This is a genomic window from Polynucleobacter sp. P1-05-14, assembly GCF_018881675.1.
In the GTDB taxonomy this organism is placed as follows: domain Bacteria; phylum Pseudomonadota; class Gammaproteobacteria; order Burkholderiales; family Burkholderiaceae; genus Polynucleobacter.
This window is the reverse complement of record NZ_JACVPV010000006.1, coordinates 1-24,412: the sequence shown is the minus strand read 5'-3', so window position 1 is coordinate 24,412 and position 24,412 is coordinate 1. Positions and strand designations below refer to the sequence as shown.

18 protein-coding genes and 1 pseudogene are annotated in these 24,412 nt (G+C 47.6%); 8 read left to right on the top strand and 11 right to left on the bottom strand.

Annotated elements, in window-relative coordinates; translation table 11 throughout:
- Nucleotides 1–292 (top strand): annotated as a pseudogene (gene ispH / locus ICN37_RS11525) (4-hydroxy-3-methylbut-2-enyl diphosphate reductase); the annotation flags it as partial.
- Between the two features lie 3 nt (nt 293–295).
- On the opposite strand, the gene ICN37_RS04105 reads toward ispH, so the two are convergent.
- Together ICN37_RS04105 and ICN37_RS04100 are read right to left on the bottom strand one after the other, a co-directional pair.
- Entirely contained in the window at nt 296–1,489 is a 1,194-nt protein-coding gene (locus ICN37_RS04105; RefSeq protein WP_216155097.1) for an acetylornithine transaminase, read from the bottom strand.
- Nucleotides 1,490–1,566: 77 nt separating this feature from the next.
- Nucleotides 1,567–2,607, bottom strand: coding sequence for a 2Fe-2S iron-sulfur cluster-binding protein (locus ICN37_RS04100; protein ID WP_216155096.1), 1,041 nt, complete (start codon nt 2,605–2,607; stop codon nt 1,567–1,569).
- Nucleotides 2,608–2,643: 36 nt separating this feature from the next.
- Between ICN37_RS04100 and ICN37_RS04095 the strand changes: the two genes are divergently transcribed.
- Nucleotides 2,644–3,531 carry an SDR family oxidoreductase gene (locus tag ICN37_RS04095; protein ID WP_215322351.1) on the top strand — a complete coding sequence of 296 codons (888 nt, stop codon included), beginning with the start codon at nt 2,644–2,646 and terminating at the stop codon, nt 3,529–3,531.
- Here the strand turns inward: ICN37_RS04095 and ICN37_RS04090 are convergent.
- From ICN37_RS04090 to ICN37_RS04080, 3 genes are all read right to left on the bottom strand, one after another.
- A complete protein-coding gene (locus ICN37_RS04090; protein ID WP_216155094.1) occupies nt 3,512–5,284 on the bottom strand; it encodes a glutamine--tRNA ligase/YqeY domain fusion protein in 1,773 nt (590 codons plus the stop codon). The genes ICN37_RS04095 and ICN37_RS04090 overlap by 20 nt on opposite strands.
- An 84-nt stretch (nt 5,285–5,368) precedes the next feature.
- Nucleotides 5,369–6,871, bottom strand: a complete 1,503-nt coding sequence (locus tag ICN37_RS04085; RefSeq protein WP_216155092.1) for a tripartite tricarboxylate transporter permease — start codon at nt 6,869–6,871, stop codon at nt 5,369–5,371.
- A gap of 18 nt (nt 6,872–6,889) precedes the next feature.
- Nucleotides 6,890–7,348 carry a tripartite tricarboxylate transporter TctB family protein gene (locus tag ICN37_RS04080; protein ID WP_216155090.1) on the bottom strand — a complete coding sequence of 153 codons (459 nt, stop codon included), beginning with the start codon at nt 7,346–7,348 and terminating at the stop codon, nt 6,890–6,892.
- 121 nt (nt 7,349–7,469) lie between these two features.
- On the opposite strand from ICN37_RS04080, the gene alaS reads away from it, so the two are divergent.
- A complete protein-coding gene (gene alaS / locus ICN37_RS04075; RefSeq protein ID WP_216155084.1) occupies nt 7,470–10,094 on the top strand; it encodes an alanine--tRNA ligase in 2,625 nt (874 codons plus the stop codon).
- Entirely contained in the window at nt 10,091–10,336 is a 246-nt protein-coding gene (locus ICN37_RS04070; protein WP_216860890.1) for a sulfurtransferase TusA family protein, read from the top strand. Before alaS ends, ICN37_RS04070 begins: the two co-directional genes overlap by 4 nt.
- A 90-nt stretch (nt 10,337–10,426) precedes the next feature.
- Here the strand turns inward: ICN37_RS04070 and galU are convergent, their stop codons facing one another.
- Entirely contained in the window at nt 10,427–11,317 is an 891-nt protein-coding gene (gene galU, locus ICN37_RS04065) for a UTP--glucose-1-phosphate uridylyltransferase GalU (RefSeq protein ID WP_216155082.1), read from the bottom strand.
- Nucleotides 11,318–11,339: 22 nt separating this feature from the next.
- Nucleotides 11,340–14,231 (bottom strand): valine--tRNA ligase, encoded by a 2,892-nt coding sequence (locus ICN37_RS04060; protein WP_216155080.1) that lies wholly within the window; start codon nt 14,229–14,231, stop codon nt 11,340–11,342.
- Nucleotides 14,232–14,255: 24 nt separating this feature from the next.
- Here ICN37_RS04060 and ICN37_RS04055 point away from each other — a divergent pair, with 24 nt between their 5' ends.
- Entirely contained in the window at nt 14,256–16,622 is a 2,367-nt protein-coding gene (locus ICN37_RS04055; protein ID WP_216155078.1) for a UvrD-helicase domain-containing protein, read from the top strand.
- A gap of 8 nt (nt 16,623–16,630) precedes the next feature.
- On the opposite strand, the gene ICN37_RS04050 is transcribed toward ICN37_RS04055, so the two are convergent.
- The 3 genes from ICN37_RS04050 to ICN37_RS04040 are packed head-to-tail and all read right to left on the bottom strand — an operon-like array spanning nt 16,631 to nt 18,754.
- On the bottom strand, nt 16,631–17,410 hold the full coding sequence (locus ICN37_RS04050) for a BPSS1780 family membrane protein (protein ID WP_216155076.1): 780 nt from the start codon (nt 17,408–17,410) through the stop codon (nt 16,631–16,633).
- Nucleotides 17,407–18,381: a homoserine kinase gene (locus ICN37_RS04045; protein WP_215320843.1), complete on the bottom strand. Its 975-nt coding sequence runs from the start codon at nt 18,379–18,381 to the stop codon at nt 17,407–17,409. The genes ICN37_RS04050 and ICN37_RS04045 overlap by 4 nt, the downstream gene beginning before the upstream one ends.
- A gap of 22 nt (nt 18,382–18,403) precedes the next feature.
- Nucleotides 18,404–18,754 (bottom strand): hypothetical protein, encoded by a 351-nt coding sequence (locus ICN37_RS04040; RefSeq protein ID WP_255533348.1) that lies wholly within the window; start codon nt 18,752–18,754, stop codon nt 18,404–18,406.
- A 137-nt stretch (nt 18,755–18,891) separates the two neighbouring features.
- Between ICN37_RS04040 and polA the strand changes: the two genes are divergently transcribed.
- From polA to ICN37_RS04025, 3 genes are read left to right on the top strand one after another with little or no spacing between them, the layout of a single operon-like run.
- Nucleotides 18,892–21,717 carry a DNA polymerase I gene (polA, locus tag ICN37_RS04035; protein ID WP_215320840.1) on the top strand — a complete coding sequence of 942 codons (2,826 nt, stop codon included), beginning with the start codon at nt 18,892–18,894 and terminating at the stop codon, nt 21,715–21,717.
- A 36-nt stretch (nt 21,718–21,753) separates the two neighbouring features.
- A complete protein-coding gene (locus ICN37_RS04030) occupies nt 21,754–22,629 on the top strand; it encodes a dienelactone hydrolase family protein (RefSeq protein WP_216155072.1) in 876 nt (291 codons plus the stop codon).
- Nucleotides 22,626–23,408: a ZIP family metal transporter gene (locus ICN37_RS04025; RefSeq protein WP_370623813.1), complete on the top strand. Its 783-nt coding sequence runs from the start codon at nt 22,626–22,628 to the stop codon at nt 23,406–23,408. Before ICN37_RS04030 ends, ICN37_RS04025 begins: the two co-directional genes overlap by 4 nt.
- A 6-nt stretch (nt 23,409–23,414) precedes the next feature.
- Here ICN37_RS04025 and ICN37_RS04020 read toward each other — a convergent pair whose 3' ends face one another.
- Nucleotides 23,415–24,245, bottom strand: coding sequence for a sulfurtransferase (locus ICN37_RS04020; protein ID WP_216155068.1), 831 nt, complete (start codon nt 24,243–24,245; stop codon nt 23,415–23,417).
- Between the last annotated feature and the right edge of the window lie 167 nt (nt 24,246–24,412).

The following is a 24,412-nucleotide window of genomic DNA, read 5'->3' as shown; positions in this document are numbered from 1 at the left end:
TGAGGTCGTTATTGTGGTGGGAAGTGCGACAAGCTCGAACTCCAATCGCCTGCGTGAGCTTTCTGAAAAGCTTGGCGTTCCGTCTTACATGGTGGACGCTCCGGAACAGCTCAAGCCAGAATGGTTTGCTGGTAAAAAACGGGTTGGTTTAACTGCGGGCGCATCAGCGCCGGAGAGCTTGGCGCAATCGATTGTTAGCCAAATTCAGGAGTTTGGCCCTAGACAGGTAAGGGCGCTTGATGGAGTAATAGAGGAAGTGACTTTCTCTCTACCTAAAAACCTAATTGGGTAGAGCTTAGCCAACTTGCTTTAGCAGCTCACGCAGCATATTGCACATCTCACGAATTTCATCGTCCGATACATTTAAAGCAGGCATAAAGCGTAACAAGTTTGGTCTTGGTGAATTAATCAACAAGCCTTCAGGACTGCGATCCCTGGCAAGATCAACCAGTTTTGGGCCAATATCTTTTCCAAGCATCAATGCGCGTAGCAATCCTTCGCCACGCTCACCTTCAAGATTAAATTCTGCGCAAAGCTTGAGTAATTCAGACTTGAGTAATGCACCTTTGGCTTTAACGCTGTCCAAAAATCCTGGAGCTAGTAGTTGCTCAATGACGCTAATACCTACAGCAGTCATGAGTGGGTTGCCGTTATAGGTCCCACCTTGATCGCCAGGCACAAAGCAAGCTACCGCATCAGTTGCTAATAGGGCTGCCAAAGGAACGCCTCCACCAATCCCTTTGCCCAAGGTCATGATGTCTGGCTCAATGCCATAGTTTTGGTAAGCAAAGAGCGTACCGGTACGTCCGCAACCAGCCTGCACTTCATCGGCAATTAACAGAATATTATTTTCTTTGGTGAATTTACGTAGCCCACGCATAAATTCTTGAGTCGCTGGAATCACGCCACCTTCACCTTGAACAGGTTCAAGCATGACTGCAACGGTTTTGTCGGTTACGAGTTTTTTAACGGATTCCAAATCATTCAAATCCGCCTTCGGAAAGCCCGCCACTTGTGGGGCAAACATCGTGTCCCAGTTTGGCTTTCCGGAAGCACTCATCGTTGCTAGTGTGCGGCCATGAAAGCTGTGATCAAACGTGATGATCTCAAATGCGCCAGATTTATTGAGTTGACCCCATTTGCGCGCTAACTTAATGGCGCCTTCATTCGCTTCAGCTCCGCTATTGGCAAAGAAGACTTTGTCAAAACAGCTGTTTTCAGTCAGTAGATTCGATAAGCCAATCATCGGCTCGTTAAAAAATGCCGGACTAGGGTTAATGAGTGTCTTTGCTTGCTTATTGAGCGCCTCAATCATTCCTGGGTTGCAGTGACCTAAGCAATTCACGGCCCAGCCTTGCAAGAAATCCAAATAGCGTTTCCCATTGTTATCAGTGAGCCATGAACCCTTACCTTCGACCATGATCACATCAGGGCGCGGTGTAATAAACATGACTGAGTGGGTATCGATCGTCTGGGTTGTCTTATTCATGCTGATTTAAGGGGTGAGGGTGACAGGGTGAAATGAAGTTTCTATTATCTAACCGAATAGGTTTTATGGCACAGGACTTATGTGGTGGTTAAATCAGCAGCGCTGGTGAAGGAGTCAGCAAAGAACTCTTCCTCTGGCAGTTGACACTTGGCTAAGAAGTCATTTCTGGCAGCATTGACCATGACTGGGGCGCCACAGGCATAGACCTGGAAACCTTTCATATCAGGATGGTCCGCCATAACAGCTTGATGCACAAAGCCAGTGCGACCTTGCCAGGCGTCTTCAGCCAAGGCGTCCGAAATCACTGGGATGTATTTAAAGTCGGCAATTTCTTTTTCCCAGGCTTTGCACAAGCCATCTAAATACAAGTCACTAGGGCGACGTCCACCCCAATAGAGGTGAATGGGTCTTTCTATCTTCTTTGCTTGCATTTGCTCAATGATCGATTTAATTGGAGCAAAACCTGTACCAGCGGCAACAAAGATAATTGGTTTTTTGGAATCTTCTCTCAAGAAAAAGCTCCCCAAGGGGCCTTCAAAACGAAGAATGTCTTTTTCTTTTAATGCGGGTGTGACGGCGCCAAATACAAAGTCAGTAAACAGGCCGCCTGGCAAATGACGAATGTGCAACTCCAGCGGACCTTCTTGCTCGGGCGCGTTGGCGATTGAGTAAGCGCGGCGTTGGCCATCCTTAAGGAGAAACTCCAAATACTGCCCAGCCAAGAATTGAAAGCGCTCTGCAGCGGGTAGTTGCAGCTTGAGAATGGCGACATCATCACTAGGTTTGGTAATCGCGTTGACTCGGCATGGCACTTTGCGAATCGCAATATCCCCCGCCCCTTGGACTTCACGAGCTTCAATCAGCAGGTCTGATTGGGGATGGGAGCAGCAAAATAGAATGCCACCCGCAGTCTCATCGGCCTTGCTCAGGGCGCTTTCACTATGCTGACCATGGGTGACTTGACCTTCTAGAACTTTACCTTTGCAGGAGCCGCAAGCACCATTTTTGCAGCCATAGGGCAGGTTGATGGCTTGACGAAGAGCAGCCTCCAGGAGATTCTCATCTGGATTGACGGTGAATTGTTTGCCGCTCGTTTTGAGCGTGACCTGATAAGACACTCTCATTCCTTTCAATAAATCGTTACGATGTTACTTATGCAATCTTTTGGTAAGCCTTCAATCCTTATTATTGGCTGCGGAGACATCGGTCTTCGGGTAGCTAAACAAATGTCGCGAAGCCACCGTGTCTTTGCGCTCACTTCTCAACAAAATCGCTTTCAGGAGTTGAGGGCGGTTGGCGCGATTCCTGTTTTGGGTAATCTGGATCATCCAGAGTCTTTATGGCGCCTTAGCGGTTTAGCTCAAACCGTCATTCATCTAGCGCCACCTCAAAATGGTGGAAATCGTGATTGCCGAACCCGCAACCTTCTCCGAATTTTAGCCCAAGGCTCCAATGCCGTCAGGCGCCTGATCTATATCAGCACTACCGGTGTTTACGGTGATCATAGGGGTGGAAAGGTGAGTGAGGCTACCCCAGTAAGCCCCCAAAGCGAGCGAGCCCAAAGAAGGGTTGATGCCGAGAGAATTCTCCGTTTATGGGCGCCCGCCCATGGAGTAGCTTTGACAATTTTGCGCGTCCCGGGAATTTATGCAGCCGACCGCTTACCGATTGAGAGGCTTCAGGCGCAAACACCCGCATTACTGCCAGAAGAAGACGCTTATTCGAATCATATTCACAGCGATGACTTAGCGAGGCTAGTCTGCGCAGCGGTCTACTATGGCAAGCCTCAGCGCATCATTAATGCCTGTGATGGCGGTGAGACCAAAATGGGTGATTACTTTGATGAAGTGGCCGATGCCTTTGGGCTAGAAAGACCGGCTCGATTGCCTGGTAACGAGTTACAAAAAATCGTCAGTCCGATGCTTTGGTCCTTTATGCGTGAGTCACGCAGAGTGACCAATCAGCGCTTGCCGGAATTAAAAACACCACTACGCTATCCCAGCGTAGGACATTTTCTAAAAACTATTTCCAAGAATCCTTGAGGCCAACCGTACGGTTAAATACTGGCTTGCCAGGTTTGGAGTCATTCTTGTCGGCAACAAAGTAGCCGTGACGTTCAAACTGGAAACAATCTTCCGCTGTGGCATCTTTCATGCTGGGCTCTAAGTAGGCAGAAATCGTTTGCTTAGAGTGGGGATTGATTGCTTCTAAGAAATTCTTGTCACCACTATCTGGGTGGGGGTCGCTAAACAGGTGATCATATAGACGCACTTCTGCAGGAATCGCTTCAGCCGCGCTAATCCAGTGAATATTGCCCTTGACCTTGTAGTTATTGGAGCCAGCAGTACCGCTCTTGCTATCGGGAAAGTGTGTCACGTTGACTTGGGTGACATTTCCTTGTGCATCGGTTTCAAAACCAGTGCATTCCACTACAAAGCCATGGCGTAAGCGAACACGGCTACCTGGCTGATCTCCAATCGGTGGATATAGTCTGAAGAATCCCTTGATGGGTTCCTTCATAAAGTCATCCGCTTCAATCCATAGATCGCGCGTGAAATGAAATTCACGATTACCCCACTCTGGGTGATTGGGATGACGCGGCGCAGAACAAGCCTCTTTTGCTAAGGCATCAAAGTTTTCCACTACGAGCTTGAGTGGCTTGAGTACTGCAGTAGCGCGTGGAGCTCTGACTTCTAGATCATCACGTAATGCTTGATCAAGGGTGCTCATATCAATCCAGCTATCAGCTTTAGAGACACCAATGCGCTCGCAGAACAGACGAATACTTTCTGGGGTATAGCCGCGGCGACGGATGCCGACGATGGTTGGCATTCGAGGATCATCCCAACCCTCAACATGCTTTTCTTCTACAAGCTGCAGTAACTTACGTTTACTGGTGATGGTGTAAGTCAGGTTGAGGCGTGCGAACTCATATTGATGTGGCACTGGGTCTTTAAAGACACCCAATTCTTTTAATGAGTTCACAATCCAATCGTACAAGGGACGGTTGTTCTCGAACTCTAGCGTGCAGATAGAGTGAGAGACATTCTCCAATGCGTCTGAGATGCAATGTGTGAAGTCATATAAAGGGTAAATACACCATTTGCTGCCCGTGCGGTGGTGATCGGTATGGCGGATACGGTAAACCACGGGATCACGCATCACGATGTTGGGATGCGCCATGTCAATTTTCAGTCGCAATACATGCTCGCCATCTCTGAACTTCCCGGCACGCATTTCACGAAATAAGGAGAGATTTTCTTCTGGGCTGCGATCGCGATAAGGGCTATTTTTTCCGGCTTGGCCAAAGTTACCGCGATTGGTATGAATATCATCAGCACTTTGGCTATCGACATACGCTTTGCCATTCTGAATCAAAATTTCAGCAAACTCATATAGTTTGTCAAAGTAGTCGCTTGCGTGATAAAGATGGGTTCCCCAATCAAAACCTAGCCATTTCACTGCATCCAAAATGCTGTCGGCGTATTCCACATCCTCTTTAACTGGGTTGGTGTCGTCTAGGCGCATATTGCAGCGCGCACCCCCAGCTTGATTGTTGTAATCAGCTGCTAAACCAAAATTGAGGCAAATACTTTTAGCGTGACCAATATGCAGGTAGCCATTAGGTTCAGGCGGAAAGCGGGTGATGATCGATGGGATGGGCTCCCCAGCTAAGTTAGTGCGCTGTGCAAAAGCCCCGCTTGCCAAATCATGATCGATGATCTGGCGCAAGAAATTAGACGGTTCGGCTACAGCGCCGGTATTTGCTTTGGAAGGTTTGCTATCTTGGGACATTGCCACATTGTAGAGAAAACCCTCAGCCCATAAAGAAAAAGCCCGCAAACAGCTGCGGGCTCATTTCTGTGAGGTGTAAAACTATCAGTCTTCGACAAATGCTTCTTCGCGAGTCTTCTTGACTGCCGGCAAGGTAACCATGACCACCAAGAGTGCTGATGCAATCAGTAATCCCAAGGAAAGTGGACGAGTCAGGAAGGTGGTGAAATCACCACGAGATAGCAATAGAGCGCGGCGGAAGTTCTCTTCCATCATTGGTCCAAGTACGAAGCCCAAAAGCAATGGAGGCGGTTCGCAACCCAGTTTGAAGAAGAGGTAACCAATGATGCCGAAGGCAGCGGTCACGTATACATCAAACACGGCGTTGTTTACGGTATAGACGCCGATACAGCAGAAAACCAGAATGGCTGGGTACATGAAGCGATAAGGAATCTTCAGTAACTTTACCCAGATACCAATCAAGGGCAAGTTCAAGAGAATCAACATGACGTTACCAATCCACATGGAAGCGATCAGACCCCAGAACAAAGCTGGGTTGCTGGTCATTACCTGAGGACCTGGTTGAATATTGTGAATAGTCATCGCACCAACCATCAAGGCCATCACTGCATTTGGTGGAATACCCAAAGTCAACAATGGAATAAATGAGGTTTGAGCAGCAGCGTTATTGGCTGATTCAGGACCAGCAACACCCTCAATAGCGCCTTTACCAAACTCATGGCTGTACTTGGATGATTTTTTCTCAACAGAGTAAGCGCCAAATGCGGCAAGTGCTGCGCCGCCGCCTGGCAGGATTCCAAGAATCGAACCAATCGTTGTGCCGCGCAGGATGGAAGGAATCATGCGCTTGACGTCTTCCTTGGTAGGAATCATGGTGGTCATCTTATTGAGGAAACCTTCATCCTCATCCGTCTTCTCAAGGTTGCCCATGATTTCTGCGAAACCGAATACGCCCATAGCAACAGCAACGAAACCAATACCGTCACTTAATTCAGGAATATCAAACGCATAACGCGAAACACCAGAGTTAACGTCAGTGCCGATTAGGCCCATTAAGAGACCTAAGACAATCATGCCAATCGCTTTGATCAAGGATCCTGATGCCAACACAACTGCGCCGATCAAACCGAGAACCATGAGGGAGAAGTATTCTGCTGGACCAAACTTAAATGCCAGCTGTGAGAGTGGTGCAGCAAATGCAGCCAATACCAAAGTTGCAACGCAACCAGCAAAGAATGAGCCCATGCCGGCGGTGAACAATGCAACACCAGCTCGACCATTTCTGGCCATTTGGTAGCCATCAATCGCCGTCACCACCGAGGATGTTTCTCCTGGGATGTTCAACAGAATTGCTGTTGTAGAGCCGCCGTACTGTGAGCCGTAGTAAATACCAGCCAACATAATCAATGCTGCGATTGGAGGCAAGGCATAAGTAGCTGGCAACAGCATTGCAATCGTGGCGATTGGACCCAAGCCTGGCAGTACACCAATCAGGGTTCCCAATACGCAGCCGATCAGGCAGTAAAGAAGATTTTGTAATGTAAACGCGGTATCGAAACCGAGAGCTAAATTAGCAAATAAGTCCATTTTCAGTATCCCGGTACGTTATTGAAGAAAGAAAGGCAGTAATGGGAACTGTAATTTCAGACCCAAAACGAATACCGAATAAGTGAAAACAATTAGAAATGTGGCATTGATTAAAGTGCCTTTCCAATGAAATTCATGACTTGCGCTGGCTGACATAAACACCAAAACGAACACGGCTACGATAAAACCCATCGTTGGCAAAAGGACGCCGTATGCAATGACAGATCCTGTAATGAGGCCAATGACCTTCCAATTGAAAGGAGGGATTTTTTTAATCGCTGCTTTAGCGCTGAGTGACTTCACTAAGATAAGTAAACCCAAGGCTGTCATTACTAGGCCTAGCCAGAAGGGAAAGTATCCAGGCCCCATTTTGGCGGCAGTTCCCATTGGGTACTGGGTAGCCATGATGGTAAAAAAAAGGCCAATGACCATATACATTAGGCCAGCCCCAAAATCTTTTTGATTGCGGATTTCCAAGTTGCGCTCCTTAATTACCGACTTATTTGTCGATTTATTGATGTTGAGCGATTGTAAGGCAGGATATGGGGATCTTGTCTAGGGTTTGCCCTAGAGAGGTGCCAATGCGATAATTATTGCCATGAAAGTCTCCCAAATTCGCCAAGCCTATCTGGACTTCTTTGCCCAAAAAGGTCACCAAATCGTCCCTTCCAGCCCAGTAGTGCCGGGGGATGACCCAACCCTGCTATTTACTAATGCAGGCATGAATCAATTTAAAGATGTGTTTTTGGGCTTCGATAAGCGCCCATATAACCGCGCGACGACTGCCCAGAAATGCATCCGGGCCGGTGGAAAACACAATGACTTGGATAACGTCGGATATACCGCGCGTCACCATACCTTTTTTGAAATGTTAGGAAATTTCTCTTTTGGAGATTATTTCAAGAAGGACGCTATTCAATTTGCCTGGGATTTATTGACCCTAGTTTTCAAGTTGCCAAAAGAAAAACTCCTAGTCACTGTCTATGCTGAAGATGACGAGGCTTATGACATTTGGAATAAGCAAATTGGTGTGCCCGCCGATCGCATTATTCGCATTGGAGATAACAAGGGCGCGCGTTACGCATCGGATAATTTTTGGATGATGGGTGATACAGGTCCTTGCGGACCTTGCACTGAAATATTCTACGATCACGGCGAACATATTCCTGGAGGTCCTCCTGGAAGTCCTAATGAAGATGGTGACCGCTTCATCGAAATTTGGAATAACGTATTCATGCAGTACAACCGTGACGAGGCCGGTGTAATGCATCCGCTACCTAAGCCTAGTGTTGATACAGGCATGGGTCTTGAGCGTATTGCAGCAGTCTTGCAGCATGTTCACTCCAATTATGAAATTGACCTCTTTGTCAATCTCCTCAAAGCTTCCAAGGGGGCTGTAGATGCTGCTGGTGGCGAGAATTGTGACGCACAAAGCCCATCACTCAAAGTGATTGCAGATCATATTCGCGCATGTAGCTTTATTGTCGTTGATGGTGTCATTCCAGGTAATGCTGGTCGTGGTTATGTATTACGCCGCATTGCACGTCGCGCGATTCGTCATGGTTATAAGCTGGGTGCACGTAAACCATTCTTCTATCAGTTGGTTCCTGCGCTCGTTAAAGAGATGGGCGAAGCTTATCCGGAGTTGCGCACCGCACAAGATAAAGTCAGCGAAGTTATTAAGCAAGAAGAAGAGCGCTTCTTCCAAACGATTGCCAATGGCATGGAAATTTTGGATGGTGCTTTAGCTGGCGGCGCAAAAGTAGTCGACGGAGAAACTGCTTTCCGTTTACATGACACTTTTGGATTCCCGTTGGATTTAACGGCTGACGTTTGTCGTGAACGTGGTGTCACTGTTGATGCAGATGGCTTTGAAATAGCGATGCAGAAGCAACGCGATCAAGCAAGAGCCGCAGGCAAATTCAAGGTGGCTCAGGGCCTAGATTACAAGGGCCAACCTACGCAGTTTCATGGTTATGACACCTTAAAGCATGATGGCGCCAAAGTGACTGCGCTTTATGTGGATGGTTCTGCCGTTCCGTCAGTGAAGGCGGGCGACGCGGCCGTGATTGTTTTGGATAACACCCCTTTTTATGCTGAATCTGGTGGCCAAGTAGGGGACAAAGGTGAGCTGCGCAACGAAAGTATTCGTTTTGCAGTGGAAGATACCTTCAAGATTCAGGCTGATGTATTTGGTCATCAGGGTGAAGTGCTTGAGGGTGAGCTCAAAGTAGGTGATGCGATCAATGCTCTAGTAGATACCCAGCAAAGAACCGATACGATGCGCAACCATAGTGCTACTCATATCTTGCACAAAGCCTTGCGTGAAGTACTGGGAGATCATGTGCAACAAAAAGGGTCACTGGTAGATGCCACTAAGACCCGTTTTGACTTTACGCACAATGCGCCTATTACTGCTGAGCAAATTCGCCGTATTGAAGATATCGTAAACCAAGAGATTCTGGAAAACACAGCCACTTCAGGCAAAGTCATGTCTTTGGATGATGCGCAAAAGACTGGAGCCATGATGTTGTTTGGCGAGAAGTACGGCGAAGAAGTGCGAGTACTGGAGATAGGTTCTTCTAAAGAACTTTGTGGCGGTACTCACGTAGGACGTACTGGTGATATCGGTAGCTTGAAGATTGTTTCGGAGGGCGGTGTTGCAGCCGGCATCCGCCGTGTTGAGGCTGTTACTGGTAATAACGCGCTGCATTTCTTGCAAGGTTTAGAAGACAAAATTAATGAAGCTGCGGCGATTCTCAAAACCCATCCTGGTGATTTGGTTAATCGCGTTACGCAACTTCAAGAAAGCCTGCGTCAAGCGGAGCGCGAATTAGAAAAAGTGAACTCTAAGTTAGCGGCAAGCCAGGGAGATGAGTTGGCGGGTCAAGCCATTGATGTGAATGGCATCAAAGTCCTTGCTGCACGACTTGATGGCGCCGATGCAGGGGTATTGCGCGAAACAATGGATGCTCTTAAGGCAAAGCTGAAAACCGCTGCTATTGTGTTGGCTTCGGTCCAGGGCGACAAGGTGAGTTTGATTGCTGGTGTGACTGCTGATTCGATTGGCAAAGTAAAGGCAGGCGATCTCGTGAACTTTGTTGCCCAACAAGTGGGCGGTAAAGGTGGCGGCAAACCGGAAATGGCAATGGCCGGCGGAACTGATCCTAGCAAGTTGGGTGTGGCCTTAAGTGGCGTTAAAGACTGGATAGCAAGCAAATGAGTGAGCCAGTGAATATTGCTTTTAATGCAGAGGTAGATGCGATTGGTATGAACTGCCCATTGCCTATCTTGCGTACTAAAAAAGCATTGGCAACGATGCAGTCAGGTGAAGTCTTAAAGATTAAGGCAACCGATGCGGGCGCCGCTCATGACTTCCCTGCATTTGCCAAGCAAACTGGAAATGAGTTGCTTGCAAGCACTACGGAAGGTGATGTACTGGTTTTCTTTATGAAGCGTAGGTAAGAAATAGTCTGGCGTTCATACTTCTTGGTAGGGGACTAAACAAAAAGGCAGAGACTCATCTCTGCCTTTTGCATATCTAGCCTCGGAGGGTTACTTTAAAGACCAGCCTCTTAAATACTCAGCGAATTCTTCGCCAACTTCTTTGTGCCGTAGAGCAAAATCTACAGAAGCTTTGAGGTAGCCCAACTTACTACCGCAGTCATAGCGAACGCCATCATATTCGTAAGCGAATACAGGCTCTTCTTTTAGTAATGCAGCAATGGCATCGGTGAGTTGAATTTCTCCGCCGGCGCCAGGCTTCACATTACGAATGTGATCAAAAATCTTTGCTGAGAGCACATAGCGCCCAACTACCGCCAGGTCAGAAGGCGCATCTATTGGCTTCGGTTTCTCGACAATGCCATTGAGGCGATAAATACCTTTGCTAACCTCATCCCCCGAGACAATTCCATATGAGCTACTTTTGGCGGGGTCGATTTTTTCTACTGCCAATACCGATCCTTCTTGCTCTTCATATACTTTGAGCATTTGTGAAAGTACTGGTGGCTGACCATTCAAAAGGTCATCAGCTAAGATCACTGCAAACGGCTCGTCACCCACTACCCGGGCGGCGCAGAGAACTGCATGACCTAATCCCAATGGTTCGGCTTGTCTAATGTAGATGCAGTCCACATTGTCGGGTTTAACACTGCGAATAAGTTGGAGGAGGTCCTGTTTGTTCTTCGCTTCTAGCGCTGCCTCTAGCTCGTAGGCTTTATCAAAGTGATCTTCAATCGCGCGTTTGCTACGGCCCGTCACGAAAATGAGCTCTGTAATACCGGCCGCAACAGCCTCATCTACCGCGTACTGAATCAGCGGCTTGTCCACCACATTGAGCATTTCTTTTGGGCTGGCTTTAGTGGCGGGCAAAAAGCGCGTACCAAATCCCGCAACGGGAAATACAGCCTTAGTTACTTTTTTGGAGCCGAAATGGATTGACATGGGTGGTCCGTTCTTACCGTTTTTATTTAAGACGCTCTAATTGTGCAACAAGCTTCTCATGATTTTGCTCAAAGCCAGCAAGACGTTGTTTTTCTTGAGCAACAACATCAGCTGGCGCGCGAGCCACGAAGCTTTCATTGGTCAATTTGCCCTTGGCTTTATTGATTTCAATGGCTAAGCGCTCAATTTCCTTGCCTAGACGGATTCTTTCGGCGCCAACATCCACTTCAATCTTGAGTAAGAGCTTGATATCGCCCACCAAGGCAATTGGTGCGCCTGGAGCATCTTTTTCTAAAGCAGATTCATCGCTGTAGATTTTGACCTCAGTTAATTTAGCAAGCGCCATGAGATAAGGGGTCGCTTTTTCCAGAAACTCTTTTGGACCGCAGATCCAGAGCGGCACCTTTTGACCGGGAGGAACCTGCATCTCGCCACGAAGATTTCTGCAGGCATCCACGATTGCTTTGATCTGCGCAACCCAGGCTTCACTCTTCTCATCAATCTTTTCAGGCTGAGCAACAGGATAAGGTTGGAGCGCAATGGTTTGTTTTTCTTGCTGTGCTAAAACTTTTCCAGATTTAGGGCCAACAGTCTGCCAAAGTGTTTCGGTAATGAATGGAATTAAAGGATGTGCCATGCGTAAAATGGTTTCCAGGACACGCAAGAGGGTACGGCGAGTGGCACGTTGCTGTGCTGGCGTACCGGTCTGTAATTGCACCTTAGCAAGCTCGAGATACCAATCGCAATACTCATCCCAAACAAATTGGTAAATGCTGCTGGCAATATTGTCAAAGCGATAAGCTTCAAAGCCTTTAGCTACCTCGGCTTCAGCCCTTTGTAGTTGAGAAACTATCCAACGATCAGCCGGCGAAAAATCCAAATAGCCATCAGGGCCGCACTGATTATCACAAGGCGCAAAGCCATTGTCTTCATCGCCACCAGAGCAATTCATGAGCACAAAGCGAGTGGCATTCCAAAGCTTGTTGCAGAAATTACGATAGCCTTCACAACGCTTTTGATCAAAGTTAATATTGCGACCCAGCGAAGCTAAAGAGGCAAAAGTAAAGCGCAGTGCATCAGTTCCAAACGCAGGAATACCATCCGGAAACTCTTTCTTTGTTTTCTTGCTAATACTCTCGGCTTGTTTTGGATTCATGAGGCCAGTAGTTCTCTTGCCTACTAGTTCTTCAATCTTGATGCCGTCTATCAAATCAATTGGATCCAAAGTGTTACCTTTAGATTTGCTCATCTTCTGACCCTCAGCATCCCGAACCAGGCCATGAACATAGACGGTATGAAAAGGTACTTTTCCGGTGAAGTGGCAGGTCATCATGACCATGCGTGCTACCCAGAAAAAGATGATGTCAAAGCCAGTCACCAAAACAGATGAAGGCAAGAAGTGATTTAAGGCAGGCGTTTCTTCTGGCCAACCTAAAGAGCTAAATGGTACGAGCGCAGAGCTGAACCAAGTATCCAGAACGTCAGGGTCACGGTTGAGTTTGCCGGTGTAACCAGCCGCAGCAGCTTTCGCTTTAGCCTCTTCCTCGGAGCGCCCCACAAAAATTTGCCCATCATCGCCATACCAAGCGGGGATTTGATGGCCCCACCAGAGTTGACGGGAGATGCACCAGTCTTGAATATTCTCTAACCACTGGGTATAGGTGTTAATCCAGTTTTCTGGAACCAGCTTGATATCGCCCTTGGTTACTGCATCTAAGGCGGCGCCAGCAATCGAGGAGCCGGGTTGATACTTGTTATCGGGACTAGGTTTGGACATCGCCACAAACCATTGGTCAGTGAGCATGGGTTCAATAATGGTTTGGGTGCGATCACCGCGTGGCACCATTAATTTATGGGGCTGAACTTTTTCCAATAAGCCAGCAGCCTCTAAATCAGAAACGACTTGCTTGCGTGCTGCGAATCTTTCCATACCTTGATACGCAGCCGGAGCATTCTCATTGATCTTGGCATCCAAAGTGAGGATGTTGATCATTGGTAACTGATGGCGTTGACCTACTGCATAGTCATTAAAGTCATGCGCAGGAGTGACTTTTACAACGCCAGTACCAAAATTCAAATCCACATAGTCATCAGCAATCACGGGGATTTGGCGATCGCACAAAGGCAAACCCACTGACTTGCCGATGAGATGTTTATAGCGCTCGTCTTCTGGGTTCACCATGACGGCAACGTCACCCAATAGTGTTTCTGGGCGGGTAGTGGCAACAGTGAGGTGGCCAGAGCCATCGGTCAATGGATAGCGGATATGCCACATTGATCCATCTTCTTCTTCGCTCACTACTTCTAAATCAGAAACTGCCGTACCTAAAACAGGATCCCAGTTCACCAAGCGCTTGCCGCGGTAAATCAAACCTTGTTCATGTAGGCGAACAAAGACTTCGACAACTGCCTTGGACATCTTGCTGTCCATCGTGAAATATTCTTTGCCCCAATCAATCGAAGCGCCTAGGCGACGAATTTGACGGGTAATCGTGTTGCCGGAAGCTTCTTTCCACTCCCAAACTTTTTCTAAAAACTTTTCACGACCTAAATCATGACGAGAAACTTTTTGAGCATCGAGTTGACGCTCCACAACAATTTGAGTCGCAATACCGGCATGATCTGTGCCCGGTACCCATAAAGTATTTTTGCCTGTCATACGAGCATGACGAACCAGGCCATCCATGATGGTTTGATTGAATGCGTGACCCATATGCAGAGTGCCGGTCACATTAGGTGGGGGCAGCTGAATAGAAAAGTCCCCCTTGCCCTCATCCATGGTGGAGTCGGCGATACCTCGGCGTTCCCACTCTGGACCCCAGTAGGCCTCTATCGGGGCGGGTTCGTAGGATTTAGCGAGCTCGTCTGCTGAGCTAGCCGCTGGTGAATTAGGGGTATTTGAGGCATTTGGCATAAGAGGCAAATTATAATTGGGCTGATGTACTCAGACTTGCTCGCGAACCTCAATCCAGAACAGCGCGAGGCAGTGACCCTCCCGCCCGTCCACGAAAATGGCCAAGCCCAATCAGCCTTGATTTTGGCTGGGGCAGGGAGCGGCAAGACCCGCGTCCTCACCACCCGTATAGCCTGGTTGATTCAGACCGGCCAGGTATCCCCTATTGGCGTCCTAGCGGTGACCTTCACCAATAAGGCTGCCAAGGAGATGATGCTTCGTCTCAGTGCCATGTTGCCGATTAATACACGTGGAATGTGGATTGGCACCTTTCATGGTCTTTGTAACCGTTTATTGCGTGCTCATTACAAGGAAGCGGGTTTACCGTCGACTTTCCAAATCTTGGATACCCAAGATCAACTATCGGCAATTAAGCGCCTGTTGAAGGGCTTAAAAGTCGATGATGAAAAATATCCTGCAAAGCAGTTGCAATACTTTATTGCCCACGCCAAGGAGCGCGGTCAACGCGCAAAAGATTTAGCGCTTGGCGATGACTTCCAAGCCAAGATGGCGCAACTGTATGCGGCTTACGATGAACAATGCCAACGCGAAGGCGTGGTGGATTTTGCTGAACTCTTATTGCGCAGTTATGAATTACTCAAGCATAGCGAAGCGATTCGGACTCACTATCAAGAGCGCTTCCGTCATATTTTGATTGATGAGTTTCAAGATACCAACGCCTTGCAGTATGCATGGCTTAAATTATTGTCTGGTCATGACGTAAGTCGCATCAATGTCAGTGGCATGGGTAGTAGTTCCGTTTTTGCGGTGGGCGATGATGATCAAAGTATTTATGCATTCCGTGGCGCCGATGTTGAAAATATGCGTCTCTATGAAAAGCAATACCACCCATTGATGGTGAAGTTAGAGCAGAACTATCGCTCACACGGCCATATTCTAGATACAGCTAATCACCTCATTGCGAATAACTCCGAGCGCCTTGGTAAAAACCTGCGAACCGATGCTGGTCATGGCGAGCCAGTCCGTATTTATGAGGCGCCTAGTGATCATGCCGAGGCAGCTTGGCTGGTGGACGAGATCAAGGCTTTAGTCAATAGTGGCATCAAGCGCACTGAAGTAGCTTTACTCTATCGCAGCAATGCACAGTCACGCATTATTGAGCACGCATTATTTTCTGCGGGTATTCCGTATCGTGTGTACGGCGGTTTGCGGTTCTTCGAGCGCGCTGAAATTAAACATGCGCTCGCCTACTTACGCTTGCTCGAGAATCCAAATGACGACACTTCATTCTCTCGAGTAGTGAATTTTCCAACCCGCGGAATTGGGGCGAGATCAATTGAAGCCTTGCAAGATGCTGCCAGGGCACAACAATGTTCTTTATACCTAGCTGCCTCTAATTTAGAAGGTAAAGCCGGTGCTGCGCTAAGTGGATTTGTGCGTTTAGTAGACCACATGCGTGAAGCCACCCGTCACAACACTTTGCCAGAAACAGTCGAATTTGTAATTCAGCATAGTGGCTTGATTCAGCACTACCTCTCTGAGCGTGAAGGACAAGATCGCGTCGAGAACTTGCAGGAATTGATTAACGCTGCTACTGCCTTTATTGCTGAGGAAGGTTACGGTCAAGATGCAGCCGCCGCAATGTTGCCGGGGGAAAATGCTCCCGGCGTTGTCGAGGTTTCACCTTTGGCCGCTTTCCTATCCCACGCCTCATTAGAGGCTGGCGATAATCAAGCCCAAGCCGGACAAGATGCTGTGCAGTTAATGACGGTGCACTCAGCCAAGGGTTTAGAGTTCACTTCAGTGTTCATTACCGGTCTTGAAGAGGGTTTATTTCCCCATGAGAACAGTGTGAATGAGCAAAACGGCTTGGAGGAAGAACGACGTTTGATGTATGTGGCGATTACACGTGCCAAGGAGCGTCTGTATCTCTCACACACTCAATCACGGATGTTGCATGGCCAGGTACGCTACAACATGCCTTCCCGCTTCCTAGAAGAGCTTCCATCCGATTCATTGAAATGGCTCACCCCTAAAGCAAGAGATGCTCGCTGGGGTGGTGGCAGCTCAAGATCGGGATCCACGTGGCAGGATGGCTATACCCGTCAACGCGAATATGAGTCGAATGATTTTTTTGATTCAGGTTCTGAACGTCAAAGACCGGCGAAGCGAGTTGGTTCAGCTTCGATGGAAGTGAAAAGACTGGCCTCTCCGCCTCGCGGAAATTACCCGTTCACCATTGGGCAGAATGTGTTTCATACGAAGTTCGGTGAAGGACGCGTGACTGGTTTAGAGGGTGTGGATGCCGATGCAAGGGCGCAGGTTAATTTCAAGCGTCATGGCATCAAGTGGTTACAGCTGAGTATTGCAAAGCTTGCTGCGATTGACTGATAAATCAATTAAACAGGCAACACCACTTCATCTTCTGTGAAGCAAGCTTTCCAAGTCGCATAAAAAGAGCAGTGCATTATCGTCAAGCCCACCATAGAAATCGGGGCGATGATGAACGAGGCTGCCTGCCCCAGATCAAGCGCATCAAAAATCATTCCCACTGTTAGCGGAATGGCAATCAGCATGGCGCTCCAAATAGCTAGATACAGAAAGAATGCAACTTTATTGGCCCAGCACGCTAATGCGCTAGAGAAGAGGGCTTGTGGCACAGACATATCGGCCCATGCAACTAAGACCGGTGAAAACCACATCAACATTGCTACTGGTATGTACAGTATGGCGCCAAATAAAAGCACCAAGTAAACCTGACGTAAAGCCTCGGGTGTGATGGGTTTATCGCTAGTCATTAATGGCAAGAGTAATTCAAAGTCAACCAAGAGACTCAAGATAAAACTGAGCAACAAAATCATGCCGGCATATACCAGGCCTAATTGCAGAATTCTCTTTCGCACAATAAGACTTGACCGCAGGGCGATCAAATAGACCATCGGCCTAATGCGCTCCTTTTGAATGCCTTGGCGGCAAGCGGTCATGAATCCAACAGAAAGAGTTGGCGTGAGCAGAAGAACTGCAAAGACGCCAATCACTGGAATGACGACTGCGAGTTGCGCTGCAAAGACGTACATAAAGACCAGCATTAAAAAGCCCAAGGGATTTTGTTTAAAGAGCCAAATGCCTTGTCTAATCCAGGTGTAGCCTTCTTTGGGTGCTACGGAATTCAGTTTCATAGTGAGCGGCGACTTAAAAGAATGCGTTCAAAGTGCGTAGGGTCATGCGGGGTTAGCATCTGCGCATCACGCGGCAAATAGAAGTCCCAGAGTCTTGAAACCCAGAAGCGTAAAGCTGCTGCACGCAACATGAGTGGCCAGCTAGCTTGCTCTTCTTTGGTGAGAGGGCGAACCGACTGATAGGCTTTCATGAACGCGTCTAAGCGAGCAGGATCTAAATCTTGCTTGTTATCTGCAAGACACCAATCATTGGCAGTGACGGCGATATCAAATAGCCATTTATCAGTGCCAGCAAAGTAAAAATCAAAGAAGCCACCCAAATGATCTTGAGAGATATCAGATCCTTTGGGATCAAATAAAACATTGTCGCGAAAGAGATCACAGTGACTCGCCCCTTGCGGCAATCCATCATAGGTGCCTGAGGCAAAAAATTCCTCTTGAGTTTGTAACTCATGAGTAATGAGCTCTTTCTGGGGCGTGCTTAAGTTTGGTAATACCGAAGGTATTGTTTTCTGCCACCAAGCAAGGCTACGAAGATTCTCTTGGGACTTTGGAAAATCTTTTCCAGCCAAATGCATCTTCGCTAGCATCTCGCCAACAAGAGCGCAATGATTGGCTTCTGGTTGGAGTCTGGAAAGGCCTGGTAGCTTGGTAACAATGGCTGCCGGCTTGCCTTTGAGGGCAAAAAGAATGTTGCCCTGTTTATTCTCGATCGGCTTGGGTACAGGCACACCTTTGTTTGCTAGGTGGCGCATTAACTCTAAGTAGAAAGGAAGTTGTTCCGCAGATAATCTTTCAAAGATTGTTAAAACATATTCCTGCTTCTTGCCATCTTTAGTGGTATCTAAGAAAAAATTAGAGTTTTCAATACCACCATGAATGCCACGAATTTCAGTGGCTTGGCCGATATCAAAGTCTTGAGCAATCCATTGAGAAATATCCTCAAGCTCGATCGGGGTAAATACAGCCATAAATCAGTAAATGCTTTTTAAGTTAAAAGGGAATGCTGACGCTAGGAACGCTGATCAGATCAGTATCTTTTGGGGGTCCTGGCATTACTGTTGTAGGCGGCGCCATTTCATAACTGGTATAGGGCGTTTTTACATCTACCTGCGTTGGAGAATTGACATCTTTGTATTCGGTTACAGTGGTGCCGTTTTTATCTCGGTATTGATAGTTTGGCTTGCGTTGCTCAGGGTTGGATGTCGCGCCACTTGCGCTCACCGCAGGTGCGAGTGGCTGACTATTGATACGGTTTAATTCCGATGGGCTCAGTGCCTGGCTGTTATTCTGAGCGTGGGCTGCAGTCGTGCCAAAAAGTCCAAAAACCACCAAAAAACTCATTAGGGTTAGGCTTTGGCTTATTGAGTGGCTAATTAAGTTCGTTAAATAATGCATTTTTTCACCTTTTTAAGCCTACTCTCGGACGGTTCCTTAACCAGACCTGTAGGCAATTCACAACTAGATTGTACGATTGCGGTATGACTAAACATAGACTCTTGTTGGTAGACGGTTCTAGCTACCTCTATCGCGCCTTCCACGCCATGCCAGACCTCAGAAATGGGGCTGGAGAGCCCACTGGGGCTATTTATGGCATGGTGAATATGATGCGCCGGGCTCGGTCTGAGCTTAAGGCCGACCATATTGCCTGTGTTTTTGATGCTAAAGGGAAGACCTTCCGCGACGAAATGTACTCAGAATACAAGGCACATCGCTCCCCCATGCCTGAGGATTTGGTTAAACAGATTGAGCCAATTCATGCCATGGTGAAGGCCTTGGGTTGGCCGGTATTGATGGTATCTGGTGTAGAGGCTGACGATGTGATTGGGACTTTGGCTTGCCAAGCTACCCAAGCAGGTTGGGAAACCATTATTTCTACTGGTGATAAAGATTTAGCGCAATTGGTAAATCCTTCGGTCACCCTTATTAATACGATGACAAATGAGAAGCTCGATATTGAAGGTGTCAAAGAAAAGTTTGGTGTACCACCAGAATTGATTGTGGATTATTTATCCATCATCGGCGATACCGTTGATAACGTGCCAGGTGTTCCAAAGGCGGGACCAAAGACAGCCAATAAATGGCTAGCGGAATTTGGTAATCTCGATAACTTGATGGCAAATGCAGATCAAGTTAAAGGCGTAGTTGGTGAAAACTTACGCGTAACGCTTCCTTGGTTGCCGCAAGCTCGTCAACTCATTACGGTAAAAACCGATTGTGATTTATCACCCCATTTACCAAGCTTAGATGACTTGCATGCTAAGTCTGAAGATGCTCCTTTATTACGTGAATTATTTGAGCGCTATGCATTTAAGACTTGGTTGCGTGACGTTGAAAAGAAGCTTACAAGCCCAGAGAATAAAGGTGAGATGGCCGAATTTGATTTAGCAGGCAGTCCAATTTCTTCTTCTGGCACAGGTACTGATGAGGAAAAAAAGACCCGCGTGATTGCCAGCTCGCCGACCAAGGATTTATCACAAGCAACTCGAGACTCGCAAGATGCAGTTGAGCGTCACTACGAATGCGTGGTGGATGAAGCGAGTTTAGAGAGGTGGCTAACGAAGATTGAGGCATCTGAATTAACAGCAGTTGATACGGAAACTACTAGTCTTGATGCGCTTGCGGCAGAACTTGTTGGAATTTCTTTATCAGTAAAGCCGGGTGAAGCTTGTTACATTCCAGTTGCTCACCGCAACGGTGAAGTACAACTTGATCGTGACCTAGTGCTTGCGCGTATGAAGCCTTGGTTGGAAAGCACAACGAGTTTAAAAGTAGGCCAAAATTTAAAGTACGACGCCCATATCTTTGCAAACTATGGCATTACCCTAAAGGGTGTTGCATTTGACACCTTGCTGGAGTCTTATGTGCTTGAGTCGCACATGCCCCACAATATGGACAGCTTGGCTGAACGCCATCTGGGCATGAAAACCATTCGCTATGAAGAGGTGTGCGGCAAAGGTGTTCACCAGATTGGCTTTGATCAAGTCGATCTCCAAATAGCAACAGACTATGCGGCAGAAGATGCCGACATTACTTTGCGTCTGCATTTGGAATTATGGCCACAGATTCAAGAAAACTCAGGCTTGCTCTATATCTACGAAAAGGTAGAAATGCCCGCTATGCGTGTGCTCGGCATCATGGAGCGTAACGGCATTCGGATTGATTCAGGATTATTGGCCAAACAAGGCCAGCAGGTGGGCAAACGTTTGCTTGAGTTAGAAGGCGAAATTCACAAGCTAGCAGGTCAGCCTTTTAATATTCAGTCACCTAAGCAGATCGCAGAAATTTTATTTGGACAACTTGAGCTTCCGGTAATTAAAAAGACGCCTTCAGGCGCACCCTCTACCGATGAAGAAGTGTTGCAGAAGTTAGCGGAAGACTATCCCTTGCCTGCGCGCATTTTGGATTACCGCAGCTTAGCAAAGCTAATGTCCACCTATATTGAGAAGCTTCCTCGCATGGCTGATCCCAAGACGGGCCGCGTTCATACGAACTTTTCTCAAGCTACTGCAGTCACAGGTCGCCTAGCATCAAGCGATCCAAACTTGCAAAATATTCCAGTGCGAACAGAAGAGGGGCGTCGTATTCGTGAGGCCTTTGTTCCAGCAGACGGATGTAAATTGTTGTCGGCAGATTATTCCCAAATTGAGTTGCGCATCATGGCACATATCGCCGAAGATGAAAATCTCTTAACGGCATTTAAAGAGGGTAAGGACGTTCACCAAGCCACTGCAGCAGAGATTTTTGGTGTTCCATTGGATGATGTCAACTCTGAGCAACGTCGTTACGCCAAGGTAATTAACTTTGGCCTGATTTACGGTATGAGCGCTTTTGGGTTAGCTGGCAACTTAGGTATTGAGCGTTCTGCTGCGCAAAACTATATAGCCAAATACTTCGATCGTTATCCAGGGGTGGCTCAATATATGGAGCGTACACGTCTCGAAGCAAGAGAGAATGGTTATGTAGAGACGGTCTTTGGGCGACGTCTTTGGTTGCCAGAGATCAAGGGCTCCAATGGTCCGCGACGCCAAGGTGCTGAGCGGGCAGCAATTAATGCCCCTATGCAAGGCACCGCAGCTGACTTAATCAAATTGGCCATGATCGCAGTTGAGGATTGGCTCGAAAAAGAGCAGCTCAAAACCAAGCTACTACTACAGGTTCATGATGAGTTGGTCCTAGATGTGCCTTTTGATGAGCTTGAAGTAGTACAGGCCAAATTACCCGGTTTGATGTGCAATGTCGCTCAGTTAAAGGTGCCTTTGGTGGTTAGTATTGGGATTGGCGATAATTGGGAAGAGGCGCACTAAGTATTCAATGAGAAATGCAGGCCAGGAGATAAGGTAATGAGTAAAGACATTCAAAATAGTCGACGCAATTTTATGAAAACATCTGCAATTGGCGCGACTGCTATTGGGGTTGGATTTGTAGGGGCATCCGAGCCTGTCATGGCTGCGGCTATTGAAACGGATTTCAAAGGCATTAAAGCTGGTGAGCAGATGATCCCCGTTGGTAGCTTTCAGTTACCAGCGTATGTCTCTCGACCTGAAAAAGCGAAAGGCTCTTTGCCCATCATTATTGTGGCGAGCGAGATTTTTGGTGTGCACGAATACATTGCTGATGTCACCAGACGTTTTGCAAAGTTGGGATATCTTGCGATTGCCCCAGAGTTTTTTACGCGCGCAGGCGACCCTAATACTTACGGCACTATTGCTGAAATTATGACTAATATTGTGGCCAAGACTCCTGATGCTCAGGTTTTAAATGATCTACAAGCTGCTTTAGTGTGGGCTGGCAAAAATGGCGGTGACTTAAAGCGCGTCGGTGTTACTGGCTTCTGTTGGGGTGGTCGTATTACTTGGTTGTCCGCAACCTTGCCGCAGGTGCGTGCCGGTGTAGCTTGGTACGGTCGTCTGATCGGCGAGAAGACTGAGGGCAATCCTCACCATCCTATAGATATTGCTGCTGATTTAAAGGCGCCAGTACTCGGCTTGTATGGCGCCGCTGATACCGGAATTTCTTTGGAGAGTATTGATCAAATGCGCGCAGCTTTGGCAGAGGCCACCCCCAAGAATCCTGTCGCCAAGGCTTGTGAATTTGTAGTTTATCCAGATACCCCCCATGCATTCCATGCTGATTACCGCGCAAGCTATCGTGAAGGTCCTGCGAAAGATGGTTGGGAAAAGTGCCTAGCCTGGTTTCAGAAAAACGGAGTGGCATAAGCTCGATGACTGTTTTACAAAGTATTCTCCTGGTGACTGCGTTAGCGGGAACAGCTAGCGTCTTGGTGGCCGCAAGCTGTTCTTTGGCCATGCTCTCCAAGATGGTCAACAATATGGTGAGCCTATCGGTCGGCATATTGCTAGCAACCGCTTTACTCCACTCCTTGCCTGAAGCATTTAGCATGGAAGGTGCAAAACCTCAGTTCTTATTCGCAACTTTGCTTGCTGGGTTATTGGGTTTCTTCTTGCTTGAGAAGATCGCTTTATTGCGACACGACCATCATCACGAAGGTGATGGTCACCAACACCATCATGGCCATGATGCGGAAAATGCTGGGCGTAGTGGCTGGATGATTTTGGTTGGCGATGGTATTCATAACTTCGTAGATGGCATCTTGATTGCTGCAGCCTTTATGGCCGACCATCAAGTGGGCATTTTTACGGCCATTGCGATCATTGCCCATGAAATCCCGCAAGAGATCGGTGATTTCATTGTCATGTTAAATGCTGGCTTTTCCCGTGCACGAGCCTTGTTGTACAACCTTATCTGCGGTTTATCAGCAGTAGTGGGTGGCGTATTGGCTTATTTCTTCTTAGAAAAAGCGCATGCAGCGATGCCATATTTATTGGTGATTGCTTCTAGTAGTTTTATTTATATTGCAGTGAGTGATCTCATCCCGCAAATGCACCGTCGCCCTCACTGGGTCGAGTCTTTACGTCAGACGGTCTTGATTGCTTGTGGCGTAGGGTTTGTGATCCTATTGTCCTTATTGCACTAACAAGCTTTAAAGCTCAACAGGCCTTTTGGGGTCTGCGCACCATTCGCTCCAGCTACCTGCATACAGGCGCGAGCCTTTAAAGCCAGCAAGCTCCATCGCTAGAAGATTATGACAAGCGGTGACGCCAGATCCACATTGATGAATCACTGCAGAGGCTTTAGTGGTCCCGAGGAATTCTGAAAATTCTTTGAATAATTGCTCAGGAGTTTTGAATGCAGTCGCATTGAGATTATTTTTAAAGAAGCGATTCATCGCTCCCGGAATATGGCCACCAACTGGATCAAGCGTTTCATTTTGACCATGAAAGCGATCTTCAGTGCGTGCATCGATGATTTTGTTTTTCTTTGTCTCTAGATCAGCCACTACATCATCAACTAGAACTAGCCCCGCATAAGGCATCACTCCAATGGCTTCTGTGCAAGGGGTGGGCGCTCTTGGAATAGAACCCATGGGGCCATTCCAAGAATCTAAGCCGCCATCTAGTACCCGAACATTAGCGTGCCCTGTTGCCTTGAGCATCCACCACAAACGACTGGCATAGACGGAGCCTTGTTTGTCATAGGCAACCACTAAGGTATTGGGGTTGATGCCCAAACGCGTTTTAGTTTGAGCCCAGGCCTCTGGACTAGGCAGGGGATGTCTGCCATTCGTGCCAGTCTTGCTTCCTGAGAGATCTTTATCGAGGTCTACATAAATGGCACCAGGAATATGACTTTCTTCGTAGGATTTTTTGCCGATCAGTGGGTCGACTAAATCAAAGCGACAGTCACAGAGCAATACATTTTCACCACTATTAATGATTTCTTCTAACTGGTTAGCTGAGATTAGAGGAGTCATGATGCTTCCTATTTTTGGTGATGAGGGTTATTAATAAAGGGGTGGATTCAACTACGAAGTGCAACTTTGAACAACTAGTTAAGGAGGCTAAGGATGTTTTAGTATCCAAAGCTTCTAGACCTGCAAGTCAAAGTAGCCATGACCTATCAACACCTTAGCCAAACTGA

What these genes read in the sequence shown, in the direction of transcription:
- ICN37_RS04105 (WP_216155097.1), bottom strand. Translation starts at nt 1,489, where the DNA reads ATGAATAAGACAACCCAGACGATCGATACCCACTCAGTCATGTTTATT.
- ICN37_RS04095 (WP_215322351.1), top strand. Translation starts at nt 2,644, where the DNA reads ATGCAATCTTTTGGTAAGCCTTCAATCCTTATTATTGGCTGCGGAGAC.
- ICN37_RS04090 (WP_216155094.1), bottom strand. Translation starts at nt 5,284, where the DNA reads ATGTCCCAAGATAGCAAACCTTCCAAAGCAAATACCGGCGCTGTAGCC.
- ICN37_RS04085 (WP_216155092.1), bottom strand. Translation starts at nt 6,871, where the DNA reads ATGGACTTATTTGCTAATTTAGCTCTCGGTTTCGATACCGCGTTTACA.
- alaS (WP_216155084.1), top strand. Translation starts at nt 7,470, where the DNA reads ATGAAAGTCTCCCAAATTCGCCAAGCCTATCTGGACTTCTTTGCCCAA.
- ICN37_RS04070 (WP_216860890.1), top strand. Translation starts at nt 10,091, where the DNA reads ATGAGTGAGCCAGTGAATATTGCTTTTAATGCAGAGGTAGATGCGATT.
- galU (WP_216155082.1), bottom strand. Translation starts at nt 11,317, where the DNA reads ATGTCAATCCATTTCGGCTCCAAAAAAGTAACTAAGGCTGTATTTCCC.
- ICN37_RS04060 (WP_216155080.1), bottom strand. Translation starts at nt 14,231, where the DNA reads ATGCCAAATGCCTCAAATACCCCTAATTCACCAGCGGCTAGCTCAGCA.
- ICN37_RS04055 (WP_216155078.1), top strand. Translation starts at nt 14,256, where the DNA reads ATGTACTCAGACTTGCTCGCGAACCTCAATCCAGAACAGCGCGAGGCA.
- ICN37_RS04050 (WP_216155076.1), bottom strand. Translation starts at nt 17,410, where the DNA reads ATGAAACTGAATTCCGTAGCACCCAAAGAAGGCTACACCTGGATTAGA.
- ICN37_RS04045 (WP_215320843.1), bottom strand. Translation starts at nt 18,381, where the DNA reads ATGGCTGTATTTACCCCGATCGAGCTTGAGGATATTTCTCAATGGATT.
- ICN37_RS04040 (WP_255533348.1), bottom strand. Translation starts at nt 18,754, where the DNA reads ATGAGTTTTTTGGTGGTTTTTGGACTTTTTGGCACGACTGCAGCCCAC.
- polA (WP_215320840.1), top strand. Translation starts at nt 18,892, where the DNA reads ATGACTAAACATAGACTCTTGTTGGTAGACGGTTCTAGCTACCTCTAT.
- ICN37_RS04030 (WP_216155072.1), top strand. Translation starts at nt 21,754, where the DNA reads ATGAGTAAAGACATTCAAAATAGTCGACGCAATTTTATGAAAACATCT.
- ICN37_RS04020 (WP_216155068.1), bottom strand. Translation starts at nt 24,245, where the DNA reads ATGACTCCTCTAATCTCAGCTAACCAGTTAGAAGAAATCATTAATAGT.